The organism is Mesorhizobium sp. M4A.F.Ca.ET.022.05.2.1 (assembly GCF_003998845.1).
GTDB lineage: Bacteria > Pseudomonadota > Alphaproteobacteria > Rhizobiales > Rhizobiaceae > Mesorhizobium.
In genome coordinates, this window is record NZ_RZOJ01000031.1 from 17306 (window position 1) to 30917 (window position 13612).

The 13612-nt window shown below is 64.9% G+C and carries 16 protein-coding genes; 10 read left to right on the forward strand and 6 right to left on the reverse strand.

Features of this window, described 5'->3' with window-relative positions; all coding sequences use genetic code 11:
• The first annotated feature begins 32 nt into the window (after positions 1 to 32).
• Entirely contained in the window at positions 33 to 1586 is a 1554-nt protein-coding gene (locus EN745_RS06080) for an acetolactate synthase large subunit (RefSeq protein ID WP_126058056.1), read from the forward strand.
• Between the two features lie 23 nt (positions 1587 to 1609).
• Here the strand turns inward: EN745_RS06080 and EN745_RS06085 are convergent, their stop codons facing one another.
• Complete coding sequence (locus EN745_RS06085) at positions 1610 to 1912, reverse strand: BolA family protein (RefSeq protein ID WP_126058057.1); 303 nt, start codon at positions 1910 to 1912, stop codon at positions 1610 to 1612.
• Positions 1913 to 2091: 179 nt separating this feature from the next.
• Between EN745_RS06085 and EN745_RS06090 the strand changes: the two genes are divergently transcribed.
• From EN745_RS06090 to EN745_RS06110, 5 genes are all read left to right on the forward strand, one after another.
• A complete protein-coding gene (locus tag EN745_RS06090; RefSeq protein WP_126058058.1) occupies positions 2092 to 2721 on the forward strand; it encodes a J domain-containing protein in 630 nt (209 codons plus the stop codon).
• Positions 2722 to 2844: 123 nt separating this feature from the next.
• Positions 2845 to 3831, forward strand: a complete 987-nt coding sequence (gene cobS, locus EN745_RS06095; protein WP_127420775.1) for a cobaltochelatase subunit CobS — start codon at positions 2845 to 2847, stop codon at positions 3829 to 3831.
• A gap of 79 nt (positions 3832 to 3910) precedes the next feature.
• Positions 3911 to 4312 carry a hypothetical protein gene (locus EN745_RS06100; protein WP_245487652.1) on the forward strand — a complete coding sequence of 134 codons (402 nt, stop codon included), beginning with the start codon at positions 3911 to 3913 and terminating at the stop codon, positions 4310 to 4312.
• A 9-nt stretch (positions 4313 to 4321) separates the two neighbouring features.
• Positions 4322 to 6220, forward strand: coding sequence for a cobaltochelatase subunit CobT (gene cobT, locus EN745_RS06105; protein ID WP_126058061.1), 1899 nt, complete (start codon positions 4322 to 4324; stop codon positions 6218 to 6220).
• Positions 6217 to 7239 carry an esterase-like activity of phytase family protein gene (locus EN745_RS06110; RefSeq protein WP_127420777.1) on the forward strand — a complete coding sequence of 341 codons (1023 nt, stop codon included), beginning with the start codon at positions 6217 to 6219 and terminating at the stop codon, positions 7237 to 7239. The genes cobT and EN745_RS06110 overlap by 4 nt, the downstream gene beginning before the upstream one ends.
• 9 nt (positions 7240 to 7248) lie before the next feature.
• On the opposite strand, the gene EN745_RS06115 is transcribed toward EN745_RS06110, so the two are convergent.
• The 3 genes from EN745_RS06115 to rpmB form a co-directional block, all read right to left on the reverse strand.
• On the reverse strand, positions 7249 to 7920 hold the full coding sequence (locus tag EN745_RS06115; protein ID WP_127420778.1) for a hypothetical protein: 672 nt from the start codon (positions 7918 to 7920) through the stop codon (positions 7249 to 7251).
• 3 nt (positions 7921 to 7923) lie between these two features.
• Positions 7924 to 8604, reverse strand: a complete 681-nt coding sequence (locus EN745_RS06120) for a queuosine precursor transporter (protein WP_127420779.1) — start codon at positions 8602 to 8604, stop codon at positions 7924 to 7926.
• A gap of 140 nt (positions 8605 to 8744) precedes the next feature.
• Positions 8745 to 9041: a 50S ribosomal protein L28 gene (gene rpmB, locus EN745_RS06125; protein WP_095804527.1), complete on the reverse strand. Its 297-nt coding sequence runs from the start codon at positions 9039 to 9041 to the stop codon at positions 8745 to 8747.
• Positions 9042 to 9306: 265 nt separating this feature from the next.
• Here rpmB and EN745_RS06130 point away from each other — a divergent pair, with 265 nt between their 5' ends.
• The 3 genes from EN745_RS06130 to EN745_RS06140 are packed head-to-tail and all read left to right on the forward strand — an operon-like array spanning position 9307 to position 11682.
• Positions 9307 to 10098, forward strand: a complete 792-nt coding sequence (locus tag EN745_RS06130) for a DUF3108 domain-containing protein (protein WP_127420784.1) — start codon at positions 9307 to 9309, stop codon at positions 10096 to 10098.
• A gap of 28 nt (positions 10099 to 10126) precedes the next feature.
• Positions 10127 to 11014 (forward strand): EamA family transporter, encoded by an 888-nt coding sequence (locus EN745_RS06135; RefSeq protein WP_127420780.1) that lies wholly within the window; start codon positions 10127 to 10129, stop codon positions 11012 to 11014.
• Positions 11011 to 11682, forward strand: coding sequence for a lysoplasmalogenase family protein (locus EN745_RS06140; protein ID WP_127420781.1), 672 nt, complete (start codon positions 11011 to 11013; stop codon positions 11680 to 11682). The genes EN745_RS06135 and EN745_RS06140 overlap by 4 nt, the downstream gene beginning before the upstream one ends.
• Here the strand turns inward: EN745_RS06140 and EN745_RS06145 are convergent.
• Entirely contained in the window at positions 11679 to 12107 is a 429-nt protein-coding gene (locus EN745_RS06145) for a cupin domain-containing protein (protein ID WP_127420782.1), read from the reverse strand. The two genes, EN745_RS06140 and EN745_RS06145, sit on opposite strands and share 4 nt — an antisense overlap.
• A gap of 22 nt (positions 12108 to 12129) precedes the next feature.
• The gene (gene gloB, locus EN745_RS06150; protein WP_127420783.1) at positions 12130 to 12897 is read right to left on the reverse strand and encodes a hydroxyacylglutathione hydrolase; all 768 of its coding nucleotides are present in this window, start codon (positions 12895 to 12897) and stop codon (positions 12130 to 12132) included.
• 199 nt (positions 12898 to 13096) lie between these two features.
• Here gloB and EN745_RS06155 point away from each other — a divergent pair.
• Positions 13097 to 13612, forward strand: a 516-nt coding sequence (locus EN745_RS06155) for a methyltransferase domain-containing protein (protein WP_245487653.1), incomplete at its 3' end; no start/stop codon positions are given.

A 13612-nucleotide genomic window follows, 5' to 3' on the forward strand; every position in this document is an offset into this window, starting at 1 on the left:
ATGCGGAGGATCGCCACGGCGGAGGGAACGCGATGAATGGGGCCGACGTTCTTTGTGACGTGCTGCTGGCGAACGGCGTCAACGTCTGCTTCGCCAATCCCGGCACGTCCGAAATGCACTTCGTCGCGGCGCTCGACCGCAAGCCGGAGATGCGTTGCGTGCTCGGCTTGTTCGAAGGCGTGGTGACCGGGGCAGCCGACGGTTACGCCAGGATGACCGACCGGCCGGCCGCGACGCTCCTGCACACCGGTCCCGGGCTGGCGAATGGATTGGCCAACATTCACAATGCCCGGCGCGCCCGCGTTCCGATGATCAACATCGTCGGTGACCATGCCTCCTATCATCTGGCGCTCGACGCGCCGCTCACCAGCGACATCGAGAGCCTGGCGGCGCCGATGTCGCGCTGGGTTCGCCGCATCGACGGTCCGGACGATGTCGAACCCGCGGCGCAGGCGGCGTTGCGCGCCTCGCTGACGCCGCCCGATATCACGACCCTGATCCTGCCGGCCGACGCCGCGTGGGGCGGCGCCGGCCCAGTGGTGTCGGCCAAAGTCGAACTGGCACCGGCACCTGCGGTCGACATGGGTACCGTGCGCAAAATTGCCGAGGCCATTGGCGGTGCGCCAGGACGGGTCGGCATGATCGTACGCGGGCTGGCGGCCCGCGAGGAGGCGCTCGAAATCGCCGGCCAGATCGCCGCGGCCATGGAGGTTCGCCTGTTCAGCGAGGTCCTGGTCGCCCGGATGCAGCGCGGCCGTGGTCGCGTGGCGCCGAGCCGCATTCCCTATCCGATCGACGCCGCGCGAACGCTACTGGCGGACATCGATGTCTTGATCCTTGTCGGGGCGAAGGAGCCGGTGGCCTTCTTCGCCTATCCCGGCAAGCCGGGACGGCTGGTGCGAGATGGCTGTGAGGTGCTGACACTCGCAGCGCATGGCGAGGACCTGAAGGCGGTGCTGGCGGCGCTTCGCGACGAACTCGGCATCAAATCGCCGCAGCCGCTCGCGGTCGCGACGGCCTTTCCCGATGAGCCGACACCACGCGGCAGGCTGACCGACGATGCGATCGCGCTTTCCGTGGCGCGGAAACTGCCCGAGAATGCCATCGTCTGCGACGAGGCTGTCACCTCGGCACGGCGCTATTTCGCCCTGTCGGCCTTTGCCGCGCCGCACGACTACATGATGGGCGCAGGCGGATCGATCGGCGGGGGTATTCCGATGGCGACCGGAGCGGCGATCGCCTGTCCCGGCCGCAAGGTCATCAATCTGGAAGCGGATGGCAGCGGCATGTACACGGTGCAGGGGTTGTGGACCCAGGCCCGGGAAAGGCTCGATGTCGTCACCATCATCTTTTCCAACCGGACCTATGCGATCCTGCATGGCGAGATGCGCAATGTAGGGGTCAATGCCATCGGCGAGAACGCAAGGCGGATGCTCGATCTCGACCAGCCGGCGCTGGATTGGGTTTCGCTGGCGAATGGCATGGGCGTGGAAGCGGCGCGCGCCGACACATGCGAGCGGTTCGATGCCTTGCTGGACAGCGCTCTTTCTCGCACGGGGCCGTTCCTCATCGAAGCGCTGATCTGAGCAGCTCGGTAACCCGCCAAGCCTTACCAGCGGGTCTGCTCGCCCGGCGCGGCGGGTTCGATCGCCAGCGCATGCACACCGGCCTTCAGTTCGTCGGCCAGCAATTCGTTGACGGCGCGGTGGCGCTCGATGCGGCTCATGCCGGCAAAGGAAGGCGAGACGATGCGAACGCGGAAATGCGTCTCGCCGGTGCCGTCGAAGGCGCCGTGATGGTCGGAGCCGGAATGATGATGGCCCGCGTGAAGGTGGCTCTCGTTGATGATGACCAGCCGCTCCGGCGAGAATGCCGCCTTCAGCTTGTCTTCCATCGTCGACTGTATGGACATCGGAGCTTCCCTTCACCACATGACGGCATAGCCGCAAATTGTTGACGGCATAGCCGCAACCTATCTACGGCACAGCTGCAAAATCTCAATTTCAGACCGCTTTTAAGCCGCGATTCAGCGGTTAGGGCGATCATCGCGGAAATGTCAATTCTTGTTTCGCACGTGCGAACAGCCCATAAATGGGTGAGATGAAGCCGTACCCCAAATATTTCGAGAAAATCCGCATCCGGCCGGAAAAGGACGCGGAGCTGAAGTCGCGCGCACCGATCTGCCAGTGGGACGGCTGCAAGGAGGCCGGCACCCATCGCGCGCCGGTCGGGCGGCTGAAGGAGGGCGAGTATTTCCGCTTCTGCTTCGAGCATGTGCGCGAGTACAACAAGGGCTTCAACTACTTCTCGGGCGTGCCGGACACCGAGGTCGCCCGCTTCCAGAAAGAGGCACTGACCGGACACCGGCCGACCTGGCGCATGGGAGCCAATGGCGGCGGGATGCGCTCGGCGCCCGATTTCGCCCAGCAGCGCTCCGGCCGCGCCGGCTACTACAACCGCATGCGCGACCCCTTCAACCTGTTCAACGGGCCCAAGGATCCGCGCGAGGCGCGCGAGCGCAAGGCCAAGCCCCTTGAGGCCAAGGCACTGGAAACTCTTGGCCTTGATACAAAGGCGACTGGCAAGGATATCAAGGCGCGCTATAAGGAACTGGTTAAGCGTCACCATCCGGATGCGAATGGCGGCGACAGGGGTTCGGAAGACCGGTTCCGCGATGTGCTCCAGGCCTATCGCGTGCTCAAGCAGGCAGGATTGTGCTGAGCGGCCCTACGGTTCGTGTCGTTTTCCAACTTTCACAAGGTTGGAAAAGGCTCTAAGACCGCCCCCGGACAAAATCGATTGCCGGCGAAATCAGCCATTTCGCCCGTGGAGACGTGGATAGAGATGAACAAGGTCGACCGCGACATCGCCAACCTGCCCGACACGACAGTGTCGGTGAAGGACAAATTCGGCTTCGATTCCAAGATGGTGGTGCCGGCCTATTCGGTTTCTTCGGAGCACGTTCCGGACGTCGATCCCGACTATTTGTTCGACAAGAACACGACGATGGCGATCCTCGCCGGATTTGCCTACAACCGCCGCGTCATGGTGTCTGGCTATCACGGCACCGGCAAGTCGACCCATATCGAGCAGGTCGCCGCGCGCCTCAACTGGCCCTGCGTGCGCGTCAACCTCGACAGTCATGTCAGCCGTATCGACCTCGTCGGCAAGGACGCCATCGTCGTCAAGGACGGGCTGCAGGTCACCGAATTCCGCGACGGCATCCTGCCCTGGGCCTATCAGCACAATGTCGCGCTCTGCTTCGACGAGTACGACGCCGGCCGTCCGGACGTGATGTTCGTCATCCAGCGCGTGCTGGAATCTTCGGGCCGCCTGACGCTGCTCGACCAGAGCCGGGTCATCCGCCCGCATCCGGCCTTCCGTCTGTTCGCCACCGCCAACACGGTTGGCCTGGGCGACACCACCGGCCTCTATCACGGCACGCAGCAGATCAACCAGGCGCAGATGGACCGCTGGTCGATCGTCACCACGCTGAACTATTTGCCGCACGACAATGAGGTGAACATCGTGCTGGCCAAGGCCAAGCACTATCGCGACAGCAAGGGCAAGGATATCGTCAACAAGATGGTGCGCGTCGCCGACATGACGCGCTCGGCCTTCATCAACGGCGACCTTTCGACCGTGATGAGCCCGCGTACCGTCATCACCTGGGCAGAAAACGCCGAGATCTTCGGCGATCTTGGCATGGCGTTCCGACTCACCTTCCTCAACAAATGCGATGAGCTGGAGCGTTCGGTGGTCGCCGAATTCTACCAGCGCGCCTTCGGCGAAGATTTGCCCGAATCCGCCGCCAACGTGGTGCTGGGGTAGCGCTGACCTCATGGAAGCGGCGTGCCGGACATTTCTGTGGAGCATCCTGGTACTCTGTTTGTCGATTTGTCAGGCAGCCATGGCTCAGACCGCACCATTTACACCGGGCCAGATTTGGACTTATCACGGAGCAGCGCCCGCTTCCTCGCGAGTAATTGTAGGTGCGGTTGACACTTTTGCGGGAAAAGGCCAGCCGATCGTTTCGATCTCCGTCACCGACGTGCCGATACCGACCAATGAAAAGGAGATGCAGACTGTGGCTCATTTGCCCGTTGCTGTCGATGCGCTGCGGGCGAGTGTCGTTGAGCTTGAGGGCACGGGGTCTGTTCCAGATGGTTTTGAGAGTGGATACCGTCAGTGGCGACAGGCTTATGACTCCGGAAAAGCAGGCTATTTCACAATTTCGGTTGAGGGAATTGTCCGGATACTCCGCACTCAATTTGACCAACGGACAACAGGCCAGCAGCCGGAAATGAAATAGAGACGTATTATGGCGGGTCCGGGCGACAACACGCGCAACAAGCCGAAGAACGGGTCTGAGGCCGACAGCTTCAAGCGCTCGGTGACCGTTTGCATGCGCGCCATTGCCGGCGACAAGGATCTCGAGGTCGGTTTCGCCAAGGACCGGCCGGCGCTCGCCGGCAGTCGCGCCCGGCTGCCCGAGCTGCCGAAGAAGGCCTCGAAGGCCGATATCGCCATCACCCGCGGGCTCGGCGATTCCATGGCGCTGAAGCGCGCCTGCCACGATCAGCGCATCCACAACAAGCTGGCGCCGGAGGGCAAGCTGGCGCGCTCGATCTACGACGCGGTCGAGCAGGCCCGTGTCGAGGCGATCGGCAGCCGCGCCATGCAGGGCGTCGCCGACAATATCGGCTCGATGCTGGAGGACAAATACGCCAAGGCCAACCTCGTCGACGTCAAGGACAAGGCCGACGCGCCGCTCGAGGAGGCGGTGGCGCTGATGGTGCGCGAGAAGCTCACCGGCCGCGCCGTGCCCAGGAGCGGCGAGCGCCTGGTCGATCTGTGGCGCCCTTGGGTCGAGGAGAAGGCCAGCGCCGATCTCGACGGCCTGTCGGCCAAGCTCGACGACCAGCAGGCTTTTGCCCGCATCGTGCGCGACATGCTGGTCTCCATGGAGATGGCCGAGGAGCTCGGCGACGACCAAGAGAGCGAAGACACCGAGGACAGTGACGACAACGAGCCGCAGGGCGAGGAGCAGAGCGAGGAGGGCGGCGAGGACGATTCCGGCTCGGAGCAGTCGCAGTCCGACGACGCCGAGGCGTCCGACGACGACGAGCAGTCGGCCGAGACGGAAGCGTCCGACGCCACCGCCGACGACCTCTCCGACGAGGACGATTCCGACGCCGAGACGCCCGGCGAGGCGCGGCGCAACGACAATCCCTTCACCAACCTGCCGAAGGAGATCGACTACAAGGTCTTCACCACGGCTTTCGACGAGACGGTCGGCGCCGAGGAATTGTGCGAGGAAGAGGAGCTCGACCGGCTGCGCGCCTTCCTCGACAAGCAGCTCGCCAATCTTTCCGGCGTCGTCGGCAGATTGGCCAACCGGCTGCAACGCCGGCTGATGGCGCAGCAGAACCGCTCCTGGGATTTCGACCTCGAGGAAGGCTATCTCGATCCGTCGCGACTGGTGCGCGTCGTCATCGATCCGATGCAGCCGCTGTCCTTCAAGCAGGAGCGCGACACCAAGTTCCGCGACACGGTGGTGTCGCTGGTGCTCGACAATTCGGGCTCGATGCGCGGCCGGCCGATCACCGTCGCCGCCACCTGCGCCGACATCCTGGCGCGCACGCTGGAGCGCTGCGGCGTCTCGGTCGAGATCCTCGGCTTCACCACCCGCGCCTGGAAGGGCGGGCAGGCGCGCGAGAAATGGCTGAAGGACGGCAAGCCGCCGAACCCCGGCCGGCTCAATGATCTGCGCCACATCATCTACAAATCCGCCGACCACCCATGGCGGCGGGCGCGGCGCAATCTCGGCCTGATGATGCGCGAGGGCCTGCTCAAGGAAAACATCGACGGCGAGGCGCTGCTTTGGGCGCATAACCGGCTGATCGGGCGGCCGGAACAGCGCAAGATCCTGATGATGATCTCCGACGGCGCGCCGGTCGACGATTCCACGCTCTCGGTCAATCCCGGCAACTACCTGGAGAGGCACCTGCGCGCGGTCATCGAGCTGATCGAGACGCGCTCGCCGGTCGAGCTATTGGCCATCGGCATCGGCCATGACGTCACCCGCTACTATCGCCGTGCCGTCACCATCGTCGATGCCGAGGAACTGGCCGGCGCCATGACCGAGCAGCTGGCTTCGCTGTTCGGCGAGGAAAGCGCACGCGAGATGCGGCGCGGCGGCCTGCGGCGCGCCGGATGAGGATCTCGGGGCGGAGCTTGCGGCGTATGATTCTGGCTGCCTGCGCGCTGGCCGGCATGCTGTCGCCGGCCGTCGCCGCCGGTCTGGCTTCCATCGAGCCGGTCGAGATCTCGGCGCGGCCGATCAACCAGTTCCACATCGGCCATGACGACAGGAAGTTCGGCCCGCTCGAATTCGTCGGCGGGCTGGAGATGACCTCGCCGTCGCGCGATTTCGGCGCGCTGTCGGCCTTTCGCTTCCTGAAGCCCGGCGGCGATTTCATCGGCGTCGCCGACACCGGCTTCTGGTTCTTCGGCACCGTGACGCACGATGCCGACAAGCGGCCGTCGGGCATCCAGAATTTCCGCATGCAGCAGATGGTCGACCAATCGGGGCAGCCGATCGAAAAGAAATGGGAAGTCGACGCGGAAGGCCTCGCGGTCAAGGACGCCATCGCCACGGTCGGCTTCGAGCGCAACCAGCGCGTCGCCCAGTTCAGGATCGATCCCGACAAGATGAAGGCGCCGTTCGAGGAGCTCGACTACCTGGTGCCGGCCCGGGAGCTGCGCCAGAACCGCGGCTTCGAGACCGTCACCCATGCCAATCCCTACGGCCAGCACGAAGGCGGGCTGGTCGTGGTGTCGGAAAAGAGCCTGGACAAGGCCGGCAACATCTTCGCGGCGATCATCGAGGGACCGAACAAGGGCGTCTTCACCGTCAAGCGCAATGGCGATTTCGACATCACCGACGGCGCCTTCCTGCCCGATGGCGATCTTCTGCTGCTCGAGCGCAGCTTCTCGATGGCGGGCGGGGTCAAGATGCGGCTGAGGCGCATCTACGGCGAGAGCGTCGAGAAGGGCGCCGTCGCCGACGGGCCGGTGCTGCTGGAGGCCGACATGGGCTACCAGATCGATAATATGGAAGGGCTCGACGTCTGGACCCGCGACGATGGCGCGCAGATGGTGTCGCTGATGTCGGACGACAACCACTCGATCCTGCAGCGCAACCTCTATCTGGAATTCATCCTGCACCAGGATTGAGGGGCGGGCCTAGGGCTTGGCCGCAATCCAGATGACGTGGCGGGCGCCGCGCTTGCCATGGGCACGCGCCTTGACCTCCTCGACGGTGAAGCCCGCCTGTTTCAGGCGCCGCGTGAAGCCGCTGTCCGGCCCTTGCGACCACACCGCCAGCACGCCGCCCGACTTCAACGCCGCACGTGCCTGGCCGAGGCCGGCCGCGCGGTAGAGGGCGTCATTGTCCTTGTAGACGATGCCTTCAGGGCCATTGTCGACATCAAGCAGGATGGCGTCCCAGGCCGACATCCCGGCGCCGATGACGCGCCCGACATCGCTTTCCTGGATGGTGACGCGGGGGTCGTCGAGACAGCCGTCGAAAATCCCGGCCATCGGGCCGCGCGCCCAGGCGACGACGGCCGGCACCAGTTCGGCGACGGTGATGCTTGCGTCCGGGCCAAGCTCGGCAAGGGCGGCGCGCAGCGTGAAGCCCATACCAAGGCCGCCGATCAGGATTTTCGGCTGCTTGTGACCGGCGATCCTTTCGCAGGCGAGTTTTGCAAGCGCCTGCTCGGAGCCGCTGAGACGGCTGTTCATCAGCTCGTTGGTGCCCAGCATGATGGAAAATTCAGTACCACGCTGCTTCAGGCGCAATTCCTGTCCACCGTCCGGCGTCTTCGCCGAATCGAGCTGGACCCAAGGGATCATGGGTCAGGTCGCCAGCGCCGGCTGGCTCCAGCGAGCGGCGAGCAGCCGGTAGGGGATCAGCGCCACCACGGCGATGATCAGCTTCACCGAGAGGTCGCCGAGCGCCCAGGACACCCAGCGCATGGTCTCGACCGGCAGCACACCCAGCAGCGGCGCCGCCTCCAGTGCGAAGGCATCGTTCGGGCCGGCGAAGGCGAAAGCGGCGGAGAAGGCGACGCCGAAGAAGACGATGGTGTCGAACACGGAGCCGACCAGCGTGCCGACGATCGGCGCGCGCCACCAGCTCTGCCGGCGCAGCCGGTTGAATACGGTGACGTCGAGCAGCTGCGCGGTGAGGAAGGCGGCGCCCGAGGCAGCGGCGATGCGCACCAGCCGGTCGACGGCGGTCTCGAACTCGATCAGGCCGTGTCGGAACAGGAAGGGCGGGACGAGGATCGAGCAGATCACGGCCGTCATGAAGCCGACGAAGACGATCCTGCGCGCCACCGTCGGGCCATAGCGGCGGTTGGCGAGGTCGGTGACCAGGAAAGAGAAGGGGTAGGTGAAGGCGCCCCAGGTCAAGATGTCAGCCAGTGACAGGCCGCTGATCTCACCCTGCATCGGGAACTGCACAAGGATGTTGGAGGCCACGACGACGAGCGCCATGGCGGCCACGAAGGGCAGGTAACGCGAGAAGGAATTCATTTTTTTATCCTGGGTAATGGAACCAGCGGGAGCGCCGCCCTGGCGTGGACGACGCTATCGTCTTGCTTCGAATATGAAATCGGACCGGAAATCGCTTCGCGCTCCCGGTCCGGCTAGCGGCGGTGATCCGCCGAAAGGCGTCAGGCTGCCGGCTGCTCGGCGAGCTTCTTGGCGATCTGCTTCTTCAACAGACGGGCGCGCTGCGACAGCTCCTTGGCGTCGGCCTTGGCCAGGAAGGCGTCGAGGCCGCCGCGGTGCTCGACCGAACGCAGCGCGTTGGCCGAAATGCGCAGGCGCACATTCTGGTTCAGCACTTCGGAGATCAGCGTCACATTGACCAGGTTCGGCAGGAAGCGGCGCTTGGTCTTGTTGTTGGCGTGGCTCACATTGTTGCCGGTCTGGACTGCCTTGGCAGTGAGCTCGCAGGTGCGGGACATGATACTAACCTTCAGTTCTCGGTCGGCCAAACCATTCGACCCGCGCCAGGCGGCGCGCGGTCTCGGTCAGGCGGCCTTATGGAAAAAGTTGGCGTTCCATAGTGGCATTTCACCGGCGCGTCAAGCTCCGGCCAGCCGGCATCGTCAGGCCATATTCCATATAAAGGCCGGATTTCTCCCTATAAGCCAGCGACATAGGGACATGCCAGCCTGGAATTGCCCGTTTCCCGGCTGAAAATCGAGGACCGCCATGCTTCGCCCCCCTGTGCTTCGTTTGCCATATGCGTTCGCTGGATTGCTTGCCGTGGCCCTGCCGACGGCAAGTTTCGCCGCCGCGGCGCCACAATCCTTCAAGGGTGAATACACGGTGTCGTTCCTCGGCCTTTCTGTGGCCAGGGCGACGTTCTCGAGCCGCTATGACGGCGACAATTACGCGATCAACGGCACCGTCTCAGCGGCAGGCCTCGCCAAGCTGTTCGACGACACAAAGGGCACGGTTTCGTCCAAAGGCACGATTTCAGGCAAGCAGATGCGGCCTGCGGCGTTCCGGGCCGACTACACGTCGGGCAAGAAGGCCTCGGTAGTCGACATCCGCTTCGCCAATGGCGCGGTAACCTCGACCGAGGTCATGCCGGCGCCGAAGAAGCGCGATCCCAAGAGCTGGGTACCGCTTGGCGCGGGCGACCTGAAGTCAGTGCTCGATCCGATGGCGGCGACCGTCATCCATGCCGACAGCCTCGATCAGGTCTGCGGGCGTACGGTCAAGTTCTACGACGGCGAGATGCGCGCCAATCTGACGCTTACCTATGCCTCGAAAGGGTCGATTTCGGTGCGGGGCTACAAGGGCGACACAGTGACCTGCCGGATGGGCTTCGAGCCGGTGGCGGGGTATCGCAAGGGCCGCAAGGCGCTGAATTTTCTCAAGGACAGGAGCCGCATGATGGTGACGTTTGCACCGCTCGGCCAAACCGGCGTATATGCGCCGATCCGCGCCACGGTCGGGACCCAGATCGGCCCGCTGACCATCAGCGCTGGAAGGTTCGAAGCCATAAACTAGGCGCGTTTGCGCGCCGCCGGAGACAGGCATGGGGCGCGCAACACTGATCGGCTTCTCGGCGGTTGCCATGTGGTCGCTACTGGCGCTTTTGACCGACGCGTCGGGTCAGGTGCCGCCATTCCTGTTGTCGGCCATCACCTTCGCCATCGGCACGTGCGTCGGGCTCGCCGCGCGGCTAGTGATGCCGGCCGCTGACCGGAGCAAAAAGATCCCGCCGCAAGTCTGGGTGATCGGCATTGCCGGCCTATTCGGCTACCATTTCTTCTACTTCACAGCGTTGCGCAACGCGCCGGCGGTGGAGGCGAGCCTGATCGCCTATCTGTGGCCGCTGCTGATCGTGCTCGGCTCGGCGCTGATGCCGGGCGAGCGGCTGGCCTGGAACCATGTCGTCGGAGCGCTGCTCGGCCTCGCGGGCACTTTCCTCATCGTCACCAAGGGCGACGGGCTCGCCTTCGACGCGCGCTATGCCTTCGGCTACGCGATGGCCGGCGTCTGCGCCCTGCTGTGGTCGTCCTATTCGCTGTTGTCGCGGCGTTTCCCGTCGGTGCCGACCTCGATCGTCACCTGGTTTTGCGCCGCGACGTCTGCGCTTTCGCTGGCCTGCCACTTCCTACTCGAGCAGACGGTGCTTCCCGTCGGCATCGGCCAGTGGCTGGCCGTGCTCGGCCTTGGCCTGATGCCGGTGGGGGCCGCCTTCTACGCCTGGGACGTCGGCGTCAAGCGCGGCAACATCCAGGTGCTGGGCGCGGCGAGCTACGCCGCGCCGCTGCTGTCTACGCTGGTGCTGATATCCGCCGGCGTCGCCGAGCCGTCGCTGCGCATCCTCGCCGCCTGCGTGCTCATCACCGGCGGCGCGGCGCTTGCCGCGAAGTCGCTGTTGCTGCGCAGGGCGGCCACGGGTGAGGCAAACGCATGATGCCGTTTCCCGGCGGCATCGATGCCAATGCCAATGCGACGCTGGTTTTCTCGCTGGTGGCGGCGGTGATCTACGCTTTCACGCTCAACATGCCGCCGAGCCTCGCCCGCTCGGCGGCAAAGACGCTTGCCGTCGCCATGCTGGCGGTGCTCGCCCTCATGCAGGGCGGCCCATTTCTGTTGGCTGCCGCGCTCGCGCTCAGCGCCGTCGGCGATGCCTTCCTGTCACGCGACGGCGAGAGGGCCTTCCTTGGCGGGCTGGCCAGTTTTCTTACGGCGCATATCCTCTACGTTCCGCTGTTCCTGCAAAGCGGCGGCGGGCTGGATGTGCTTGGCTCCGAATCCTGGCGCGGCGCGATCGCGCTCGCCATGGCGGCATTCGCGATCGTCATGCTGGCGGCACTCTGGCGCCGTGTCGGCCCCGCCTTGCGCCTGCCGATCGCCGTCTATGTCGCGGCGATCCTCGCCATGGGGATTTCGGCGCTCACCACCAGCAATACGCTGGTGATCGGCGGCGCCATCCTGTTCATGGCGTCGGATGGGTTGCTCGCCGCCGAAAAATTCCTGCTCGCCGCCATTTCCCCGCATCGGGTGTGGATGCGCTACGCGGTCTGGGCGCTCTACTACGCCGCGCAGGCGGCGATCAGCTTGGGTTTTCTACTCGGCTAAGGCTGTTTCGGCTGCCAGCCCGGCTCGGCCATCTCGAAGGCGGCGAAGTCGAAGCCCGGCGCCACGGTGCAGCCGACCAGCGTCCATTCGCCGAGGCTGCGCGCCGACTGCCACCAGCCGGCCGGCACCACGATCTGCGGCCGCTCGCCGGCGGCAAGCGCGATGCCCAGGACCTGCTCGATCACGCCGCCGCCTTCCTCATGCATCGACAGCGCCAGCGGCGCGCCGGCATGGAAGTGCCAGACCTCGGCCGCGTCCCTCACCCGGTGCCAGGCCGACAGTTGGCCCTCTTCCAGAAGGAAATAGATGGCGGTCGAATGGCCGCGCGCGCCTCCAGCGCCATCGCGAAAGGTCTCGGCATACCAGCCACCCTCCGGGTGCGGCTGCAAGCCGAGCGTGGCGATGATTTCGGCGGAACTGGTCATCGGCTGGAAGCTGGCACTGGGCTCAGAAATTGTCCTTGCGCTTGCGAATCTCGGCGAACACCTCGGCGTCGGTCGCCGTCTCCATGCCGAGATGCTTGCGGATCGCCGGATCGTGCCAGCGCAGGAACGGATTGGTCGACAGCTCCTCGCCGATCGTGGTCGGCAATGTCGGCTTGTTGTCGGCGCGCAGCGCCTCGATCCTGGCGGCGCGCTCCTTAAGGGCCGAATTGGTCGGGTCGACGGTCAGCGCGAAGCGGGCGTTGGAAAGCGTGTATTCATGGCCGCAATAGACGACCGTGTCGGCCGGCAGCGCCGCCAGCTTCTTCAGCGAAGCGTACATCACCGGCGGCTTGCACTCGAACAGCCGGCCGCAGCCCAGCGCAAACAGCGTGTCGGCGGTGAAGGCCACTTTCGAGGCCGGCAGATGGTAGGAGACGTGACCAGCCGTATGGCCGGGCGTGGCGATGACATCGATCTTTTCCTCGCCGAGGCGGACGACCGAGCCTTCACCGACCGTCTCGTCGATGCCGGGGATCTTTTCCTTTTCCGCTTCCGGTCCGATGATACGCAGCTTGAAGCGCTCCTTCAGCGCCAGATTGGCCTCGACATGGTCGACATGGTGGTGGGTGGTCAGGATCAGCGTCGGCGTCCAGCCGGTGCGCTCGATCGCGGCCAGGATCGGCGCCTCCTCGGGCGCGTCGATGATCGCGGTCTGGCCGCTTTTGGGGTCACGCACCAGCAAGCCGAAATTGTCGCTGCGGCACATGAACTGTTCGATTTCGACCGGCATCGCATCTCTCCACCAGAGCGCCGTGCGTCCAATTGGACGCACAAAGGACGCTCTAAGCTATTTATCTGCTGCATCGTGCTTTCCGAAATCGAAACCGATTTCGGGCCGATGCAGTTGTCGCCGCAGACATAGGGCGCTTGGGTGCTGATGTCATCCGCCTTTGTTGAACTTGCAATGCTTCGAAGCTACCGTCCCGGCCATGCATTCCGATATCGTCGATCTCCGTTCCTTCTATTCCACCACGCTAGGGCGCCTGGCCGAACGCTCGATCACCATGGCGCTGTCGTCGATCTGGGCGGCCGTGCCAAACGAGCGGCTGGTCGGGCTCGGCTACACCTTGCCGTGGCTGGAACGGTTCGGCGCCGACGCCGAGCGCGTCTTTGCTTTCATGCCGGCGACGCAGGGGGCCGTGGTCTGGCCGACGACGGGGCCGACGGCGACCGCGCTGGTCTTCGACGAGGAATTGCCGCTGGTCGATTCCTGCATCGACCGCGTGCTGCTGGTGCACTCGCTCGAACATGTCGAAAACCCGCGCGAGACGCTGAACGAGATCTGGCGGGTGCTATCGCCTGCCGGTCGCGTCGTCATCGTCGTGCCCAACCGGCGCGGCGTCTGGGCGCGTTTCGAGCACACGCCGTTCGGCAATGGCCGGCCGGCGCGCTCCAGCACATTGTGGAACCGCATCATGAAACGCCGCGGCGACGGCGGGAAGAAC